This window comes from Streptomyces sp. NRRL F-5650 (assembly GCF_000721365.1).
GTDB classification, from domain to species: domain Bacteria; phylum Actinomycetota; class Actinomycetes; order Streptomycetales; family Streptomycetaceae; genus Streptomyces; species Streptomyces ardesiacus.
On sequence record NZ_JOGV01000057.1, the window covers coordinates 1 to 18,754 of the forward strand.

15 protein-coding genes and 1 pseudogene are annotated in these 18,754 nt (G+C 73.7%); 7 read left to right on the forward strand and 9 right to left on the reverse strand.

What is annotated here, in order from left to right; all coding sequences use genetic code 11:
- The 5 genes and pseudogenes from IG88_RS39425 to tkt form a co-directional block, all read right to left on the reverse strand.
- Positions 1-289: pseudogene (locus IG88_RS39425) on the reverse strand (glucose-6-phosphate isomerase); the annotation flags it as partial.
- A complete protein-coding gene (gene opcA, locus IG88_RS0133650) occupies positions 282-1,217 on the reverse strand; it encodes a glucose-6-phosphate dehydrogenase assembly protein OpcA (RefSeq protein WP_031049463.1) in 936 nt (311 codons plus the stop codon). The gene opcA and the pseudogene IG88_RS39425, both read right to left, overlap by 8 nt.
- Positions 1,214-2,827 carry a glucose-6-phosphate dehydrogenase gene (locus IG88_RS0133655; protein WP_031049465.1) on the reverse strand — a complete coding sequence of 538 codons (1,614 nt, stop codon included), beginning with the start codon at positions 2,825-2,827 and terminating at the stop codon, positions 1,214-1,216. The genes opcA and IG88_RS0133655 overlap by 4 nt, the downstream gene beginning before the upstream one ends.
- Positions 2,824-3,969, reverse strand: a complete 1,146-nt coding sequence (gene tal / locus IG88_RS0133660) for a transaldolase (RefSeq protein ID WP_031049466.1) — start codon at positions 3,967-3,969, stop codon at positions 2,824-2,826. Before tal ends, IG88_RS0133655 begins: the two co-directional genes overlap by 4 nt.
- Before the next feature lie 28 nt (positions 3,970-3,997).
- A complete protein-coding gene (tkt, locus tag IG88_RS0133665) occupies positions 3,998-6,094 on the reverse strand; it encodes a transketolase (RefSeq protein WP_031049468.1) in 2,097 nt (698 codons plus the stop codon).
- A 157-nt stretch (positions 6,095-6,251) separates the two neighbouring features.
- Here tkt and IG88_RS0133670 point away from each other — a divergent pair, with 157 nt between their 5' ends.
- On the forward strand, positions 6,252-7,178 hold the full coding sequence (locus IG88_RS0133670) for a helix-turn-helix transcriptional regulator (RefSeq protein ID WP_031049469.1): 927 nt from the start codon (positions 6,252-6,254) through the stop codon (positions 7,176-7,178).
- Between the two features lie 75 nt (positions 7,179-7,253).
- Here IG88_RS0133670 and IG88_RS0133675 read toward each other — a convergent pair whose 3' ends face one another.
- Positions 7,254-8,654, reverse strand: coding sequence for a glycoside hydrolase family 16 protein (locus IG88_RS0133675; protein WP_031049471.1), 1,401 nt, complete (start codon positions 8,652-8,654; stop codon positions 7,254-7,256).
- A gap of 629 nt (positions 8,655-9,283) precedes the next feature.
- Here IG88_RS0133675 and IG88_RS0133680 point away from each other — a divergent pair.
- The gene (locus tag IG88_RS0133680; protein WP_031049473.1) at positions 9,284-10,621 is read left to right on the forward strand and encodes a 6-phospho-beta-glucosidase; all 1,338 of its coding nucleotides are present in this window, start codon (positions 9,284-9,286) and stop codon (positions 10,619-10,621) included.
- On the opposite strand, the gene IG88_RS0133685 is transcribed toward IG88_RS0133680, so the two are convergent.
- Complete coding sequence (locus IG88_RS0133685) at positions 10,614-11,759, reverse strand: ATP-grasp domain-containing protein (protein ID WP_031049474.1); 1,146 nt, start codon at positions 11,757-11,759, stop codon at positions 10,614-10,616. The genes IG88_RS0133680 and IG88_RS0133685 overlap by 8 nt on opposite strands.
- A 296-nt stretch (positions 11,760-12,055) precedes the next feature.
- Between IG88_RS0133685 and IG88_RS0133690 the strand changes: the two genes are divergently transcribed.
- Together IG88_RS0133690 and IG88_RS0133695 are read left to right on the forward strand one after the other, a co-directional pair.
- Positions 12,056-12,943, forward strand: coding sequence for a metallophosphoesterase family protein (locus IG88_RS0133690; protein WP_031049475.1), 888 nt, complete (start codon positions 12,056-12,058; stop codon positions 12,941-12,943).
- Entirely contained in the window at positions 12,940-13,623 is a 684-nt protein-coding gene (locus IG88_RS0133695; RefSeq protein WP_031049476.1) for a 4'-phosphopantetheinyl transferase family protein, read from the forward strand. Before IG88_RS0133690 ends, IG88_RS0133695 begins: the two co-directional genes overlap by 4 nt.
- 25 nt (positions 13,624-13,648) lie before the next feature.
- Here the strand turns inward: IG88_RS0133695 and IG88_RS0133700 are convergent, their stop codons facing one another.
- Entirely contained in the window at positions 13,649-13,885 is a 237-nt protein-coding gene (locus tag IG88_RS0133700) for a hypothetical protein (RefSeq protein WP_031049479.1), read from the reverse strand.
- 214 nt (positions 13,886-14,099) lie between these two features.
- Positions 14,100-14,753, reverse strand: a complete 654-nt coding sequence (locus IG88_RS0133705; protein ID WP_031049480.1) for a helix-turn-helix domain-containing protein — start codon at positions 14,751-14,753, stop codon at positions 14,100-14,102.
- Between the two features lie 233 nt (positions 14,754-14,986).
- Here IG88_RS0133705 and IG88_RS0133710 point away from each other — a divergent pair, with 233 nt between their 5' ends.
- The 3 genes from IG88_RS0133710 (at position 14,987) to IG88_RS0133720 (ending at position 18,751) form a co-directional block, all read left to right on the forward strand.
- Entirely contained in the window at positions 14,987-15,646 is a 660-nt protein-coding gene (locus tag IG88_RS0133710; RefSeq protein ID WP_031049482.1) for a hypothetical protein, read from the forward strand.
- Between the two features lie 190 nt (positions 15,647-15,836).
- Positions 15,837-18,626, forward strand: coding sequence for a class III lanthionine synthetase LanKC (lanKC, locus tag IG88_RS0133715; protein WP_031049485.1), 2,790 nt, complete (start codon positions 15,837-15,839; stop codon positions 18,624-18,626).
- Positions 18,623-18,751 carry a SapB/AmfS family lanthipeptide gene (locus tag IG88_RS0133720; RefSeq protein WP_003972313.1) on the forward strand — a complete coding sequence of 43 codons (129 nt, stop codon included), beginning with the start codon at positions 18,623-18,625 and terminating at the stop codon, positions 18,749-18,751. The genes lanKC and IG88_RS0133720 overlap by 4 nt, the downstream gene beginning before the upstream one ends.
- The last annotated feature ends 3 nt before the right edge of the window (positions 18,752-18,754 follow it).

Below are 18,754 nucleotides of genomic sequence, written 5' to 3' on the forward strand. Positions count from 1 at the left end.
CGGCCCGGTCCTCGGTGATGTTGATGCGCTCACCGCGGAACATGGCGTCCCGCAGCCCGAACACATCGGTCGCCGCGGCCAGTTCACGCAGCAGCCGCAGCGTCTCGTCCGTGACGAGGTGCTTGGAGTAGTCGATGCGCAGGTCGCCCACGCGCACCACGTACCGCTCCGCCCGCCCGGGGTCCCGGGCGAACAGCTCACGCAGGTCCGGGTGGGACAGCGGGCCCTTGCTGTGTTCGGCGAGCGCGGTCCACTCGGGCCGCCGGTCGAGCCTGGGGGTGTCAGACATGGACGGGGTTCTCCTTGCCGGCCTCGCCGCGCAGGGCGACGGCGTACATCTCGTCGGCGTCGAGGCGCCTGAGCTCCTCGGCGATCAGTTCGGAGGTGGGGCGCACCTTCAGGGCGACGGAGCGCGGGGGCTGCCCGGGCAGGGTCATCGTGGCGAGCGGACCCTCCGGGCGGTCGACGACGATCTCGCCGTTCGCCGTGCCCAGGCGGACGGCCGTGACGACCGGCCCGTCGGTGATCACGCGGTCCACGCGGACGCCCAGGCGGGCCTCCAGCCAGCGGGCCAGCAGCTCGGCGGCCGGGTTGTCCGCCTCGGCCTCCACGACCGCCGACGTCACCGGCACCCGGGCCTGGTCCAGGGCCGCGGCCAGCATGGAACGCCACAGTGTCAGCCGGGTCCAGGCGAGGTCGGTGTCGCCGGGGGCGTAGGCACGGACCCGGCGCTCCAGGGCCTCCATCGGCCGCTCCACCGTGTACAGGTCGGTGATCCGGCGCTGGGCCAGCGCGCCCAGCGGGTCCTTCGCCGGGTTGTCCGGCGCCTCCACCGGCCACCACACGACGACCGGCGCGTCCGGCAGCAGCAGCGGCAGCACCACCGAGTCGGCGTGCTCGGACACCTCCCCGTACATGCGCAGGACGACGGTCTCGCCGGTGCCCGCCTCGGAGCCGACCCGGACCTCGGCGTCCAGGTGCGAGCGGGTGCGGTCGCGCAGGTTGCGGGGGTGGCGCTTGATGACGACCAGGGTGCGCGAGGGGTGCTCGTGGGAGGCCTCCTCGGCCGCCTTGGTCGCGTCGTAGGCGTTCTCCTCGTCGGTGACGATGACCAGGGTGAGCACCATGCCCACGGCCGGGGTGCCGATCGCCCGGCGGCCCTGCACCAGCGCCTTGTTGATCTTGCTTGCCGTGGTGTCGGTCAGGTCGATCCTCATGGCCTGCGCCAGCTCCGTCCGTCTCGTGCGAGCATCTCGTCCGCTTCCCGCGGTCCCCAGCCGCCCGACGCGTACTGCGCGGGCTTGTCGTGCGAGGCCCAGTACTCCTCGATCGGGTCGAGGATCCGCCAGGACTCTTCCACCTCCTGGTGGCGCGGGAACAGGTTGGCGTCCCCCAGAAGGACGTCCAGGATCAGCCGTTCGTACGCCTCCGGGCTGGACTCCGTGAACGACTCGCCGTAGGCGAAGTCCATCGACACGTCGCGGATCTCCATCGACGTGCCCGGCACCTTGGAGCCGAAGCGCACCGTCATGCCCTCGTCGGGCTGGACGCGGATGACGATGGCGTTCTCGCCCAGCTCCTCCGTCGCCGTGGAGTCGAAGGGGGAGTGCGGGGCCCGCTGGAAGACCACCGCGATCTCGGTGACGCGGCGGCCCAGGCGCTTGCCGGTGCGCAGGTAGAAGGGGACGCCCGCCCAGCGGCGGTTGTCGATGCCGAGCTTGATGGCCGCGTAGGTGTCGGTGGTGGAGGCCGGGTCGATGCCCTCCTCCTCCAGGTAGCCGGGCACCTGCGCGCCGCCCTGCCAGCCGCCCGCGTACCCGATGCCGTCGTAGTAGCCGGCCCGGCCGCCGATGCCGATGTCCTCGGCCATCGTGATCTGCACGTGGTCGACGTAGGACCGGTTCCAGATCGGCTCGTACATGGTGTTGGCGAAGCGCAGCGCCAGGATGTTCTGGACGGTCTCCTTGCCCAGGTAGTGGTCGATGCGGAAGACCTGCTCCGGGTCGAAGACCTCGTGCACCAGCGCGTTGAGGTCGCGGGCACTGCCGAGGTCGTGGCCGAACGGCTTCTCGATCACCGCACGGCGCCAGGAGCCGTCCGGCGCGTCGGTCAGGCCGTGCTTCTTGAGCTGCTGCACGACCTTCGGGAAGAACTTCGGCGGCACGGAGAGGTAGAAGGCGTAGTTGCCGCTGGTGCCGCGGGAGGCGTCCAGCTCCTCCACGGCGTCGTGCAACTGTTCGAACGCCTGGTCGTCGTCGAAGTCGCCCGGGATGAACCGCATGCCCTCGGAGAGCTGCTGCCAGACCTCCTCGCGGAACGGCGTGCGCGCGTGCTCCTTGACCGCGTCGTGCACGACCTGGGCGAAGTCCTGGTCCTCCCAGTCCCGGCGGGCGAAGCCGACCAGCGAGAAGCCCGGCGGCAGCAGGCCGCGGTTGGCCAGGTCGTACACGGCCGGCATCAGCTTGCGGCGGGACAGGTCGCCGGTGACGCCGAAGATGACCAGCCCGGAGGGGCCCGCGATGCGGGGCAGCCGCCGGTCCCGGGGATCGCGCAGCGGGTTGCTCCAGTCGAGCGGTGCCACCGGCTCCACGCCCTTCCCGGCCGCGCCCCCGCCCTTCGCCCCCTTGGCGGCACGGGCCGTCCCGCCCTTCTTCGCGCTCCGGGGAGCCTTCGACGGCCCGGACGCCTTCGCCGCACCGGCGGCGCCGGCCTCCTCGGCCTCCTCGGCGTGCAGCGGCCCCGCCGCCTCCCGGGCCGTCCGGGTCTCCTTGGCCTCCTTGGACGCCTTGGTCTCCTGGGCCGCCCCAGGGGGAAGCTCCTCGCTCATTCCCCGTCAACTCCCTTGCCGTCGAGGGACTTCGTCACGGCGGCGAGCAGGTCGTCCCAGGCCGCCTCGAACTTCGCCACGCCCTCTCGCTCCAACTGCTCCACCACCTCGTCGTACGACACGCCGAGCCGCTCCACCGCCGCGAGGTCGGCCCGGGCCTGGGCGTACCCGCCGGTGACCGTGTCGCCCCGGACCTCGCCGTGGTCGGCGGTGGCGTCCAGGGTGGCCTCCGGCATCGTGTTCACGGTGCCGGGAGCGACCAGCTCCTCCACGTACAGGGTGTCCCGGAATGCCGGGTCCTTCACCCCGGTGGAGGCCCACAGGGGACGCTGGGGGTTGGCGCGGGCCGCCGCGAGGGCGGTGAAGCGGTCGCCCGCGAAGACGTTCTCGTACGCCTCGTAGGCCAGCCGCGCGTTGGCGAGGGCCGCCTTCCCGCGCAGGCCGAGCGCCTCGTCCGTGCCCAGCAGCGTCAGGCGCTTGTCGATCTCGCTGTCGACGCGGGAGACGAAGAAGGACGCGACCGAGTGGACGCCGGCCAGGTCGATGCCGGCCGCCCGCGCCGTCTCCAGGCCGGCGAGGTAGGCGTCCATGACCTCGCGGTAGCGCTCCAGGGAGAAGATCAGCGTGACGTTGACGCTGATCCCGGCGCCGACGACCTCCGTGATCGCCGGGAGACCGGCCTGCGTCGCCGGGATCTTGATCATCACGTTGGGGCGGTCGACCAGCCAGGCGAGCTGCTTGGCCTCGGCGACCGTGGCCCGCGTGTCGTGGGCCAGCCGCGGGTCGACCTCGATGGACACCCGGCCGTCCCGGCCGCCGGTGGCGTCGTACACCCCGCGCAGCACGTCGGCGGCGGCGCGGACGTCGGCGGTGGTCATCATGCGGACCGCCTCGTCGACGGTGACGCCCCGGGTGGCCAGGTCGGCGAGCTGCTCCTCGTACCCTTCGCCGGAGCCTATGGCGGCCTGGAAGATCGACGGGTTGGTGGTGACGCCGACGACGTTCTTCGTCCTGATCAGCTCGGCGAGGTTGCCGGACTCGATCCGCCGCCGCGACAGGTCGTCCAGCCAGACGGACACGCCCTGGTCGGCCAGGCGCCGCAGTGCTCCCGCGGTGGCGGTTGCTTCGGTCACAGTGATCATCTTCTCTTTCTGCTTCGCAGGGGTGGGCTCAGCCGCGGGCGTCGGCCAGGGACTCCCTGGCGGCGGCGGCCACGTGTTCGGCGGTGAAGCCGAACTCGGTGAACAGGGTCTTCGCGTCGGCGGAGGCGCCGAAGTGCTCCAGGGAGACGATGCGGCCCGCGTCCCCGACGTACCTGTGCCAGGTCAGGGCGATCCCGGCCTCCACGGCCACCCGGGCCCGCACGGACGGCGGCAGCACGCTCTCGCGGTAGGCGCGGGGCTGCTCCTCGAACCACTCCACGGACGGCATCGACACCACCCGCGCGGCGGTCCCCTCGGCCTCCAGCGCCTCCCGCGCGGCCATCGCGAGCTGCACCTCGGAGCCGGTGGCGATCAGCACGACGTCGGGGGCGCCGGTGGACGCGTCGGCCAGGACGTACCCGCCGCGCGCCGCGTCCGGGTTCGGCGCGTAGACCGGCACGCCCTGGCGGGTGAGGGCGAGGCCGTGCGGGGCCGGGTGGGTGGAGTGGCGCCGGAGGATCTCGGCCCACACGGTCGCCGTCTCGTTGGCGTCGGCCGGGCGGACCACGTTCAGGCCGGGGACGGCGCGCAGCGAGGCCAGGTGCTCGACCGGCTGGTGGGTCGGCCCGTCCTCGCCCAGGCCGACGGAGTCGTGCGTCCACACGTACGTCACCGGCAACTGCATCAGCGCGGACATGCGGACCGCGTTGCGCATGTAGTCGGAGAAGACCAGGAAGGTGCCGCCGTAGACACGGGTGTTGCCGTGCAGGGCGATGCCGTTCATCTCCGCGGCCATGGAGAACTCGCGGATGCCGAAGTGCACGGTGCGGCCGTACGGGTCGGCACCGGGGAGCGGGTTGTCCGCCGGGAGGAAGGAGGAGGTCTTGTCGATGGTCGTGTTGTTCGAGCCGGCCAGGTCGGCGGAGCCGCCCCACAGTTCGGGCAGGACCGGGCCGAGTGCCTGGAGCACCTTGCCGGAGGCGGCGCGGGTGGCGACCGACCTGCCGGTCTCGAACACCGGCAGGGCGTCCTGCCATCCCTCGGGCAGCCGGCCGGCGAGCACCCGGTCGAGGAGCGCCGCGCGCTCGGGGGCGGCGTCGCGCCAGGCGGCGATCCGCTTGTCCCAGGCGGCGTGCGCCTCGGCGCCCCGGTCCAGGGCCCGGCGGGTGTGGGCGAGGACCTCGTCGGCCACCTCGAAGGACCGTTCCGGGTCGAAGCCGAGGACGCGCTTGGTGGCGGCGACCTCGTCCGCGCCGAGGGCGGAGCCGTGGGAGGCCTCGGTGTTCCGCGCGTTCGGGGCGGGCCAGGCGATGATCGTGCGCATCGCGATGATCGACGGGCGGCCGGTCTCGGCCTTCGCCGCCGTCAGCGCCGCGTGCAGCGCGTGCACGTCCACGTCGCCGCTCTCGGCGGGCTCGATGCGCTGCGTGTGCCAGCCGTAGGCCTCGTACCGCTTCAGCACGTCCTCGGAGAACGCGGTGGCGGTGTCGCCCTCGATGGAGATGTGGTTGTCGTCGTAGAGGAAGACCAGGTTGCCGAGCTTCTGGTGACCGGCCAGCGACGACGCCTCGGCGGAGACGCCCTCCTGGAGGTCGCCGTCGCTGACGATCGCCCAGATCGTGTGGTCGAAGGGGGACTCGCCCTCGGGCGCCTCCGGGTCGAACAGGCCGCGCTCGTAGCGGGCGGCCATCGCCATGCCCACCGCGTTGGCCACGCCCTGGCCCAGCGGACCGGTCGTGGTCTCGACGCCCGCCGTGTGCCCGTACTCGGGGTGGCCCGGCGTCCTGGAGCCGTGCGTGCGGAAGGCCTTGAGGTCGTCCAGCTCCACCTCGTACCCGGCGAGGAAGAGCTGGGTGTAGAGGGTCAGCGAGGTGTGGCCGGGGGAGAGGACGAAGCGGTCACGGCCGGTCCACTCGGGATCGGCGGGGTCGTGGCGCATCACCTTCTGAAAGATCGTGTACGCGGCCGGGGCGAGCGCCATGGCCGTCCCCGGGTGACCGTTGCCCACCTTCTGCACGGCGTCGGCCGCGAGGATCCGGGCGGTGTCGACGGCACGCCGGTCCAGTTCGGTCCATTCGAAGCGGTCCGCGCTGTCCACCGTCTGCTTGCTCGCCTGCGTGCTCATCTTCAAGAAATCCTCGATCGGAGCGGAGTGGCTGGTCTGACGCGTTCAAATCTAAAAGTCTGACTTTTTGGAGTGAAGGTCGTGGTGTGCCAGCCTGTGGTGAAACTGGGACACGCCCCGGCCGCGCGGCGGACGGGCGGGACGGCGCGAGAAGGACATGGCGGACGAACACCACCAAGACGGCGAGGGCGGCCGGGGTGCCGGCGGAGGAAGCGGCGAGGGCATCAGGACGTTCCCCTTCCCGGTCGATCTCAGCCTCCTCGGTGTCGGCATGCAGGTCGGGCCCATGGGTGCCGGCCGGACCTGGCACGCGCACGCCCCGCTGCACCGCGTGCACCGCATCGACTTCCACACCGTCATGCTCTTCACCGGCGGTCCGGTCCGTCACATGATCGACTTCGCCGAGTACGAGGCGTCGGCCGGCGATCTGCTGTGGATCCGTCCCGGACAGGTCCACCGCTTCGCGCCCGAGGGCGAGTACCGCGGAACGGTCCTCACCATGCAGCCCGGATTCCTGCCCCGCGCCACCGTCGAGGCCACCGGCCTCTACCGCTACGACCTGCCGCCCCTGCTCCACCCCGACGAGGCCCGCCTCGCCGCGCTGACGGCGGCCCTCGGCCAACTGCGGCGCGAGTACGAGGACGCGACCACCCTCCCGCTGAGCCTGCACACCGCCGTGCTGCGCCACACGCTCTCCGCGTTCCTGCTGCGCCTGGCACACCTGGCGGCCGGCTCGGCACCGGAGGGGCGCGCGGACGCGCCGCAGGACAGCACCTTCACCCTCTTCCGGGACGCCGTCGAGCGGGGCTTCGCCACCAACCACAGCGTCAGCGCCTACGCCGACGCGCTCGGCTACTCCCGCCGCACCCTGGTACGCGCGGTGCGGGCCGCCACCGGCGAGACGCCCAAGGGGTTCATCGACAAGCGGGTCGTCCTGGAGGCCAAACGGCTCCTCGCCCACACGGACATGCCGATCGGCCGGGTCGGCGCCGCGGTCGGCTTCCCGGACGCGGCGAACTTCTCCAAGTTCTTCCAGCAGCACACCGACCAGACACCGGCGGCCTTCCGCGCGGAGCTGCGCTGACAGCCGCGCGCACGACGAAGGGGCCCCACGGTCGCGTGGAGCCCCTTCGCCCTCCTGCGGGGGGTCGTTCGCGGCTCAGCGGCCGAAGCCGAACCAGTTCACGTTCACGAAGTCGGCGCCCTGGCCGCTGGTGAAGGTCAGGTAGACGTCGTGGGTGCCCGTCACCGAGGAGATGTTCGCCGGGATCGTGCGCCACGACTGCCAGCCGCCCGTGTTGCCCACGGCGAAGCTGCCGATCGGCGTGCTCGTACGGCTGTCCAGGCGCACCTCGACCAGTCCGCTGACCCCGGCGGGCGCACCGCTGGCCACCCGGGCCTTGAACTGGGTGGCGGGACTCGAACCGAACTTGACGCCCTTGTACTGCGCCCAGTCGCCGTTGGCGAGGGCACCGAGGTTGCGGCCGCCGCCCGAGTCGGACGTGGACTCGGTCATGGTGCCGGACTGGGCGTCGTAGGACTCGGCCTCGATGGTGCCGTACGCGTCACGGTCACCGCCGGTCGGCGGCGGCGTGGTACCGCCCCCGCCGGCCGACAGCACCTGGACGTAGTCCACGAGCATGGAGTGGCCGGGCTGGGTGCCGCCGTCCGGGCCGCCGCCGAAGGCGTCCGGGAAGCCGCCGCCCATCGCCACGTTGAGGATGACGAAGTACCCGTGGTTGGTGGCGTTCGCCCACGTCGTCGCGTCCACCTGGTTGGCGCGGACGGTGTGGAAGGTGGTGCCGTCGACGGAGAAGCGCATCTCCTCGATGCTCGTCGAGCGGTCCCACTCGACCCGGTAGGTGTGGAAGCCCGCCTGGCAGGTGGTGCCGGGACAGGGAGCGTTGCCGCCGATGCCGCTGGTCTCGTTGCACGGGCCGCCGGGCGAGGTGCCGCAGTGCAGGGTGGACCAGACCGTGTTGAGGCCCTGGGTGTTCTCCATGATGTCGATCTCGCCGACGCCGGGCCAGTTCCAGTAGTTGCCCCGGTAGGGCGCGCCGAGCATCCAGAACGCCGGCCAGTAGCCCTTGGCCGCGGCGCCGGTGACGTTCGGGACCTGGATGCGGGCCTCCACGCGCAGCTTGCCGCCGGCCGGCGGCTGGAAGTCGGCGCGCTTGGTCTCGATGCGGCCCGAGGTCCAGTTGCCGGTGCCGTCGCGCTGCGGGGTGATGCGCAGGTTGCCGCTGCCGTCCAGCGAGACGTTGCTCGGGGAGGAGGTCATCGTCTCGATCTCGCCGGTGCCCCAGTTGGCGGGGCCGCCGGGGTACGAAGTGCCCGTGTCGTACTGCCAGTCGGCCGTGTTGACGCCGGAGCCGGCCGCGCCGTCGAAGTCGTCGGCGAAGACCTGCGTCCAGCCGGACGGGGGCGGGGGCGCGGCGGCGCCCGCCGACGGACCCGTCACGGCCGTCGCCGCCGCGGCGAGGCCGAGCGTGCCGACGACGGCCACCAGCGCCCGGCGCAGCGGCCGGCGTCTGGGCGGGTTGCCGGATGTCTGACTCATGTGGGGGTCGCCTCTCGGTGCGGGGGTGGGAAGCGGGTGCGCCCGAGCGCGCTCGGGGGAGGAGGAGCTGGCGTTGAGAGCGCTCTCAGAGTGCCGCCAATGTGCTCCCGGTCGTCGTCGCCGTCAAGAGGTGAAGCCGAGAAAGTCCTTACCGCGCAGGGGAGTTCAGCCCGTGAAGGCCGCGAACGTCACGAAAGTGCCGGGCCGGAGGGCGGGCGGTCGGAGGGGCGGGCACGGACCGCGGGCGGGATCTCGGCCGGCGGCGGGGCGGGGGCGGGCCGTCGGCTCGGCGCCCGCGGGATGCCGGGGGCCGGCGTCAAGGGGGCGCCGGCGCGGACGCGCGCGCCGACCGGCGTGGTGGCGGCCCGGGCACGTCCCGCTCCCGGGGCCCCACCGCCGGGGGGGGAGCACCCCCTCGGACACTCGGCCGTGCCATGATCGGCGCAGGCGCAGGCGCAGGCGCAGGCGCAGGCGCAGGCGCAGGCGCAGGCGCAGGCGCAGGCCGAGCGAGGGTGCGGGCCGAGCGAGGGTGCGGGCCGAGTAAGGGTGCGGGCCGAGTAAGGGTGCGGGCCGAGTAAGGGTGCGGGCCGAGTAAGGGTGCGGCCCGGCGACGGAAGGGTGCGGACGGCGTGAGGCTGACGATGCTGGGCGGCGGCGGGTTCCGGGTGCCGCTCGTGTACGGGGCACTGCTCGGGGACCGCGCCGAGGGGCGGGTGACCGAGGTCGTCCTGCACGACACCGACGCGGCCCGTCTGACGGCGGTGACCAGAGTGCTGTCGGAGCAGGCGGCAGACGTGCCCGACGCGCCGGCGGTGACCGCGACGACCGACCTCGACGAGGCACTGCGCGGCGCCGACTTCGTGTTCTCCGCGATCCGCGTCGGCGGCCTGCGGGGACGGGCCGACGACGAACGGGTGGCGCTCGCGGAGGGCGTCCTCGGCCAGGAGACGGTGGGCGCGGGCGGCATCGCGTACGGGCTGCGGACCGTGCCGGTCGCCGTCGACATCGCCCGCCGGGTGGCCCGGCTGGCGCCGGACGCCTGGGTCATCAACTTCACCAACCCGGCCGGACTGGTCACCGAGGCCATGTCCCGGCACCTGGGCGACCGGGTCATCGGCATCTGCGACTCGCCGGTCGGCCTCGGCCGCCGCGTCGCCCGCGTGCTGGGCGCCGACCCGGGCCGCGCCTTCGTCGACTACGTCGGCCTCAACCACCTCGGCTGGCTGCGCGGGCTGCGCGTCGGGGGACGCGACGAACTCCCGCGGCTGCTCGCCGACCCGGACCTGCTCGGTTCCTTCGAGGAGGGCCGGCTCTTCGGCCCGGAGTGGCTGCGCTCCCTCGGCGCGATCCCCAACGAGTACCTGCACTACTACTACTTCAACCGGGAGACCGTCCGCGCCTACCAGGAGGCCGAACTCACCCGCGGCGCCTTCCTGCTCGACCAGCAGGCCCGCTTCTACGACGAGATGCGCCGCCCCGGGGCCCCGGCGCTGGCCACCTGGGACCGCACCCGCGCCGAGCGGGAGGCCACCTACATGGCCGAGAACCGCGAGACGGCGGGCGCGGGCGAACGCGAGGCCGAGGACCTGTCCGGCGGCTACGAGAAGGTGGCGCTGGCGCTGATGCGCGCCGTCGCCCGCGACGAGCGCGCCACCCTCATCCTCAACGTCCGCAACCGCGGCACGCTCTCCGTGCTCGACCACGACGCGGTGGTCGAGGTCCCCTGCCTGGTCGACGCCAACGGCGCCCACCCGATGGCGGTCGACCCGCTGCCGGACCACGCCACCGGCCTGGTCTGCGCGGTCAAGTCCGTCGAGCGCGACGTCCTGACCGCGGCCGCGACCGGCTCCCGCGCCGTGGCGGTACGGGCCTTCGCCCTGCACCCCCTCGTCGACTCGGTGGGCGTCGCGCGCCGCCTCGTCGACGCCTACCGGGCGGTGCACCCGGGGCTGGCCTACCTCAGGTGAGCCCCGCCGGCGCGGACGTCGCCGGTGCCTGGGCGGCGGCCGCCGGACGTGCCGGTTCCGGCGACGGTGCGGGCGCCGGCACGGCCGGAAGGTCCGGGAGCCGGTGGGGCGGGGACGACGGGAGCAGGGGGCGCGGTCCCGACACCACCGCGTAGTCCTGGCCCAGGAACGGCGGCTCCAGCTCGCCCGGGTCGTCCCCGAGGGCCAGCCGGACCGCCGCCCACGGCACGTTGAGCCCGCACAGCGCCAACTGGTGCAGGCCGCCGGCCGGGCGGGTGTTGACGTCCATCAGGACGGGCCGGTCGCCGTACATACGGAACTGCACGTTGGACAGGTGGTGCAGCCCGAACGCCTCCGCGACGAGCCGCGCCGGCGCCAGCCACCGCTCGTGCAGGGTGAACCCCCGGCGGCGGCCGTTCTTCGTGCGGCCCACGGCGAGCCGGACCCGGTTGTCGGGCCCCGTGAGGCAGTCCACCGAGACCTCCGGCTGCTCCAGGCGCGGCATCACCAGCCAGTCCACGGGCTCCTCGGCCGCCCGCAGCGCCTGGAGGACCAGGGGCAGCGGCACCGACGGGCTCGGGAAGCCGTTGAGGTGCGCGAGCGAGAAGGGGTCCCGCGTGACCATCCGGAAGCCCACGCCGCCCGCGCCGGACGCCGGTTTGAAGCACGCCCGGTGGCCGCCGGCCTCCAGTTCCTCCACGGCGAGGAGGAGTTCCTCCGCGCTGCGCACCCGCCACCACGGCGGCACCGGCACGCCGACCGCCCGGACCGCCTCGTAGGCGGTCACCTTGTCGGCGAACAGGGCCACCGCCTCCGGCGAGGGGGCCAGCAGGGCCGTACCGGCGGCCTCGAACTCGGCGCGGTGCGCCACGATCGCCGCCTGGTGCAGCCGGGGCACGAACACGTCGATGCCGCGCCGTGCGCACTGCGCCAGGGCGAACTCGACGTAACCGGCCGGGGAGAGACCCTCGGGCTCCAGATCGGCGGTGTCCGCGGCGGCCAGTACGGGGGAGTCCGGGTCGCCGTGCGTGGCATGGATCTCGACGGCCCGGTCGGCGGGATTTCTCCGCAACTGGTCCATGAAGAAGACGTTCTCCGCGTACGTGCGGTTGAGCCAGACGCGTACGGGAGAAGCCATGCAAGCCGCCTTCCAAGGGTTCGCGGGCAGGGCGGAGCGGGCCGTGCCCGGCCAGGGGTTCGAAAGGGACACCGGGCCGCTCTGCGCGAAAAATGGGGCGTGGCGGTGGTGTTGGGGCGATCATAGGGGTACGCGCGGCCCGGAGCGCAACGCGCCTCACACGGATGCCCCGGCCCGCCGCACACCGGCCCGCGGGCCCGGCGGGGCGGGCGGACGGCGCCGGGGCACCTTGTGACCGGGGCGGCGATGTGATCTCGTGACGGAGGCGCCGGACACGTCGGCGGGGGAGGGCGGGGATGACGTCGAAGGCAGTGGCACCGGGCAGGGTCTGGGCCGTCAGCGACCTGCACATCGGGTACCCGGAGAACCGGGCCCTGGTCGAGGGGATGCGCCCCGAGTCGGCGGACGACTGGCTCCTGGTGGCCGGCGACGTGGCGGAGACCGTCGCCGACATCCGCTGGGCACTCGAAATCCTCGCGGACCGCTTCCGCCGGGTCGTGTGGGTCCCCGGCAACCACGAACTGTGGACGCACCCCCGGGACCCGGTCGCCCTGCGCGGCGTCGCCCGCTACGAACACCTCGTCGCGATGTGCCGCGAGCTGGGCGTGACCACGCCCGAGGACCCCTACCCCGTCTGGGAGGGCGAGGGCGGCCCGGTGGTCGTCGCACCGCTCTTCCTGCTCTACGACTACTCGTTCCTGCCCCCGGGATGCGCGACCAAGGCCGAGGGCCTGGCGTACGCCCACCGCACCGGCGTCGTGTGCAACGACGAGTACCTGCTGCACCCCGACCCCTACCCCAGCCGCGAGGCGTGGTGCCGGGCGCGGGTGGCCGAGACCGGGCGCAGGCTCGCCGAGATTCCCGCGGAGCTGCCGGTGATCCCCGTCAACCACTACCCGTTGCACCGCCATCCCACCGACGTCCTGTGGTACCCCGAGTTCGCCCAGTGGTGCGGCACCTCGCTGACCGCGGACTGGCACCGCAGGTTCCGGGTCGAGACCATGGTCTACGGCCACCTGCACATCCCGCGCACCACCTGGCACGAGGGAGTCCGCTTCGAGGAGGTCTCGGTGGGCTACCCGCGCGAATGGCGCAAGTGGCCCGGGCCGCCCGGACGGCTGCGCCGCATCCTGCCCTCCCGAGTGGCGTCCGCCGCGCCGAGCAGCCCCGAGGTGACCCGTTGATCGAGGAACTGCTGCCCGACTCCGTAGTCGCCGTCGAGGCGTTCGGCCACGACGAGACCGGACACCTGCCCCTCTTCCCGGAAGAGGAGGAGTTCGTCGCGCGGGCGGTCGCCAAGCGGCGCCGGGAGTTCACCGTCGTACGGTCCTGCGCCCGCCGGGCCATGGAGAAGCTGGGCGTGCCCCCGCAGGCCGTGCCGACCGGCGAACGCGGGGCCCCGCGCTGGCCGGCCGGGCTCGCCGGCAGCATGACCCACTGCGACGGCTACGGCGCCGCCGCCCTGGTCCGCCTGACCGACCTGGCCTCCCTCGGCATCGACGCCGAACCCGACGGACCGCTCCCGGACGGCGTCCTGAAGACCATCGCCCTGCCCGCGGAGGCGGCCCGGCTGCGCCGGCTCGACGAGACCCGGCCCGGCGTCCACTGGGACCGGCTGCTGTTCAGCGCCAAGGAGTCGGTCTACAAGGCGTGGTTCCCCCTCACCGGTCAGTGGCTGGACTTCTCGGAGGCGGACATCGAGATCCACGCCGACGACCCGGCCGACCCGCGCCGCGGCACCCTGCACGCCGCCCTCCTGGTGCCGGGACCCACCGTGGGCGGCAGGCGCCTGGCCCGCTTCGAGGGCCGCTGGGCCGCCAGCGACGGCCTGGTCGCCACGGCCGTCGCGGTCCCGTACCCCTGACCGGCGGTCCGGGTGCCCGCGCCCGTCACGTGCGCGGGCACCACTGTCGCAGCAGCCAGAAGAACGCCTCCTCGTTCCCCGCGAGGCCCGCCGCCGCGAGGGCCTGCTCCGCCTCCGCCAGCACGGAGGGCGGGACGAGCGGCGGCCGGGGCGGGGCGCCCGGGCCCGGACCGGTGTCCAGACCGGCCCGCACGGTGTGCAGGAGCCGCAAGTAGGCCTGGACGGCGCTGCGTTCACGGTCGGTCAGTACGGCGGTGGTCATCGGTCGGCACTCCCCACAACGACGTCAGCGGTCACGCGCCCCCGCACGGCGACGGCACCCTCCCAGCTTGCCGCCCACCACTGACAGTCCCGCCCGGCCGCGCCTGGAGCGCGGCCCCCTCCGCACCGTTCGGACCACCGGTCGGTCGGCTGCGCGACGGACGCACGGCCGGGCCGTGCCCGGCGCCCGTCACCGGCGCCCCTGCCCGGCGTGCTCACGGCTCGGGGCGCTGCACGTTCTCCAGCAGCATGTCCAGCCACTCGGCGACCTTGTCGCGGTGCTGGTCGGTGGGCAGTTGCGCCGCCCGCCACGCGATGCCGCGCACCCCGTGGTCCTGGAGCAGCCGCTCCAAGGGGTCCTCGTCGGCGGCCGCCTCCCGCTCCCGGTCGGCGAGTTGCTGGAGCAGTTCCTGCTCGGTGTGCTGGAGGGCGCCCGCGAGCGCCTCGGGGTCCTCGGCGGTGAGGAAGCCGGCGTGCACCCGGAAGAAGCGCTGAATGGCGTCGCAGTGCTCCATGGTGGGACGGCGGTCGCCGTTGATGAGCGCGCCCGCCTGCTGCCGCGACATGCCCGCGCCGTCGGCGATCTCCTGCTGGGTGTACTTGCGGCCGTTCGGCTTCAGCCGAGTGCGCCGCAGCAGGTCCAGACGCTGCACGAACCTGGTCTGCACATCCGGCTCGCCCGCGGGCCGGCCGCCGAGCAGGGCCCCCACGACGGGCTCGGGGACGCCGGAGGCGGCGGAGAGCCGGCCGACGTCGAAGACCTCGGTGTGCGGCACCCCGAGGCGGTCCGCGAGGGCGCCGACCCGGGCGACGACGGCGGTCAGCGTGGTGGCCGGCGTGGCGCCCGGACCCTCGAAGCCACCCGTCACCGACAGCTCTCCTACGTCTCTCACAGGCCTCACAGGCTTCTCACAAGCAGTTGCCGTGAACTTCCCGGAGAGTAGCCTGCCGCTCGAACTCGCATCCAGGCATCGCCACAACTGTGGCCTATTTCAGCCGTCAACATGCGCGAAATGCCACGATAGTTGACACGCCTCACGTCGGGACGCCAGGATGCGGGACGCCGCGAGAAGGCCGCATAGGCAAGAGGGGTGACCTCCCGATGGCATTTCAGGCAGGAGGGCAGCGGTCGGCGCCGCGGCCCGGACCCGCGACCCCCGAGGCCCAGGCCTATCTCCAGGACTACACCGCGCTCCTGGACTCCGTCCCCCATCCCTCCCTCGTCGTCGACCACCGCTGGGACGTGGTCCTGGCCAACGGTGCCTTCCGGACACTCTTCCAGGGGGCGGGCCCGCATCCGACGGCCATGCCGGACGACAACTTCCTCAGGTTCGTCCTCTTCCACCCGGACGCCGCCACCGTCCTCGGCGAGCACGAGTCGAGCTGGTGCCTGCCCATGCTGGCGCACTTCGCCGCCACCCTGGAGCGGTACGGCCACGACCCCGGCCTGCAGGCCGTCCGCCGGGACATCGCCCAGGACCCGCTCATGGAGGCCGCCTACCGCCAGGGCCTGCCGCACTGGGTCCGTGCCGTCGGCGCCCGTGCCGTCGAACACGACGGTGCCGTACGGCCGCTGCACCACCCCGACCCCCGCCGGGGCACGACCGAATGCCGCGTCGTGGTCGAGACGCCCGGGGCGCTGCGGCAACTCGGGTACACCCGGCTCACGCTCGTCCTGCGGGAACCGCGCCGCACCGCGCACCGGTCGTCTGGTGCCCGGCGTGCCGCCTCCCACCTGAGGGCCGTCCCCGCCGCCGAGTGACCGCGGGTCACGGGCCTGAACCCTCCCGCTCCGCTCTCCCGCGCCCTCCTGCGCCCGCGAAGTTACCTGTGCGTTCCGCACGCCGGAGTGGTGACAGCGGCAACTGTGCGGCACGGCACGGTGCGTGACAGCGTCGTCCCCGTCAGCGACCGGGTCGTCCCCGTCAGCGACCGGCGGGAGGGGAGAAGACGTGAACAAGGGCTACGCCGTGTACTGCGACGCGGACCCGTACTTCTACGACGCCCCGCACCGTGCGGCGGACCGGACCGGCACCTCGCGCCCCCGGTACGCCGCGGCCTGCTCGCCCCTGCCGCGGGGATGGCGGCGCAACGAGAGCGGGGACTGGCTCGCGCTGCGCCCGGCCGACGCCCGCCTGCCCGACCAGGGCTGGAAGATCCACGTCTCCGCCTGCCTCGACAACGCCGAGTCGGTGCTCGACCGCGTGTGGCGGCACTGCGTCGCCGGCGGGACGGCCTTCAAGTTCGTACCCGGCCGCCACCTGCTGCACCAGCGCAACGCCAAGTACGCCGACCGGGCGGGCAGCGGCAAGTTCGTCACCGTGTACCCGGCCGACGAGGCGGACTTCGAACGCCTCGTGGGGGAGCTGTCCGACCTGCTGGCCGGCGAGCCCGGACCGCACATCCTCAGCGACCTGCGCATCGGCGACGGCCCGGTGCACGTCCGCTACGGCGGCTTCACCCGCCGCGACTGCTACGACGCGGACGGCGAACTGCGGCCGGCCGTGGCCCGCCCCGACGGCGTGCTGGTACCCGACCCCCGCGGGCCGGTCTTCCGAGTCCCGGACTGGGTCGTCCCGCCCGCCTTCCTGCGCCCCCACCTCGACGCCCGCTCCGCGGTGACCGTGACCGGCATGCCCTACGCCGTCGAGTCGGCGCTGCACTTCTCCAACGGCGGCGGCGTCTACCTCGCCCGCGACACCCGCACCGGCGAGCGTGTCGTCCTCAAGGAGGCGCGTCCGCACGCCGGTCTCGCGGCCGACGGCGCCGACGCCGTGACCCGGCTGCACCGTGAACGGCGGGCGCTGGAACGGCTGTCGGGCCTGGAGTGCACGCCCGAGGTGCTCGACCACCTCACGGTCGGGGACCACCACTTCCTCGTCCTGGAGCACATCGACGGCAAGCCGCTCAACACGTTCTTCGCCCGCCGCCACCCGCTCATCGAGGCCGACCCGGGGGAGCGGAGACTGGCCGAGTACACCGCCTGGGCCCTCGACGTCCACGCGCGGGTGGAGCGCGCCGTCGAGGCGGTCCACGCCCGGGGCGTCGTCTTCAACGACCTGCACCTGTTCAACATCATGGTCCGGGAGGACGGCACCGTCGCCCTGCTGGACTTCGAGGCCGCCCACCCCGTCGGCGAAGCGGGACGCCAGACCGTGGCCAACCCGGGGTTCGTGGCGCCGTCCGACCGGCGCGGCGTCGCGGTGGACCGGTACGCGCTGGCGTGTCTGCGGCTCGCGCTGTTCCTGCCGCTCACCAGCCTGCTGGCGGTCGACCGGAACAAGGCGGCGCATCTCGCGGAGGTGGCGGCGGAGCAGTTCCCGGTGGACCGGGCTTTCCTGGACGAGGCCGTCGAAGAAATCACGCGCGTCGACGGCGACCCGACGGCGAGAACGGGCGCCGATGCGGCGGTGCCGCGGTCGAACGGGGCGGGGACGCCCGGGACCGCCGGTACCGAGGAGCCTCGGAGCGCGGGACCCGCGGTGCGGCGGACTCAGGGGCCGTTGGTGCGGCGGGCCCACGGGGCAGTGGTGCGGCGGCCCCACGGGCCGGTGGTGCCGGTGCGGCCGGACGACTGGCCGCGCAGCCGGGACTCCATGGCCGGGGCGATCCGTGCCTCCGCCGCACCCTCCCGCACCGACCGCCTCTTCCCGGGCGACATCGCGCAGTTCGCCACCGCCGGCGGCGGGCTGGCCTTCGCCCACGGCGCGGCGGGCGTGCTCTACGCCCTCGCCGAGAGCGGAGCCGGGCGGGACGAGGACGGCGAGCAGTGGCTGCTGGAGCGGACCGCCCAACCGCCCTCGGGCACGCCGCTCGGCTTCCACGACGGGCTCGCCGGGATCGCCTGGACCCTGGAGCACCTCGGCCACCGCGACCGGGCCCTCGACCTGACCGAACTCCTCCTCGACCAGCCCCTCGACCACCTGGGCCCCGACCTGCACAGCGGCACCGCCGGCCTCGGCCTCGCCCTGGACTCGCTGGCCGGCACCACCGGAGAGACCGCACCGCACGCGGCGGCCCTGCGGTGCGCCGAACGGGCCGCCGACGGAGTACCGGCGGACCGCGCGGGCCGCGGACGCGTCCGCGCCGGGCTGCTGTACGGGGGCGCGGGCCGGGCGCTGCTCTTCCTGCGGCTGTTCGCCCGCACCGGGGACACCGCCCTGCTCGACCTCGCCCGGGACGCGCTGCGCCAGGACCTCGCCCGCTGCGTGCGCGGCGCGGGCGGCGCCCTGCAGGTCGACGAGGGCTGGCGCACGATGCCCTACCTCGGCGCCGGCAGCGTGGGCATCGGCATGGTCCTCGACGACTACCTGGCGCACCGGGCCGACGAGGAGTTCGAGCGGGCCAGGAACGAGATCGTGGCCGCCGCCCAGGCGATGTTCTACGCCCAGCCGGGTCTGTACCGCGGCGTGGCCGGAATGGTGCTGTACCTCGGCCGCACCACCGCCGCGGTGCCCGGCACGGGCCCCGCCGCCGTACGGCGCCAGCTCGACGCGCTGTCCTGGCACGCCATGTCCTACCGCGGCCGCCTGGCCTTCCCCGGTGAGCAGATGATGCGCCTGTCCATGGACCTCTCCACCGGAACGGCCGGATGCCTGCTGGCCGTCGCCTCCGTCCTCGGCGACGCGCCCGTCGGGCTGCCGTTCCTGCCGCCGCTGCGCCGAAGCGGCACCCCCGGACCCGGCCCCACTCGGGGTCGTGAGAAAGCACACCCGTTGCCGAACGAAAGGAAGTCGTCATGAACCTGTTCGACCTGCAGTCGATGGAGACCCCCAAGGAAGAGGCCATGGGGGACGTCGAGACCGGCAGCCGCGCGAGCCTCCTGCTCTGCGGCGACAGCAGCCTGAGCATCACCACCTGTAACTGACGC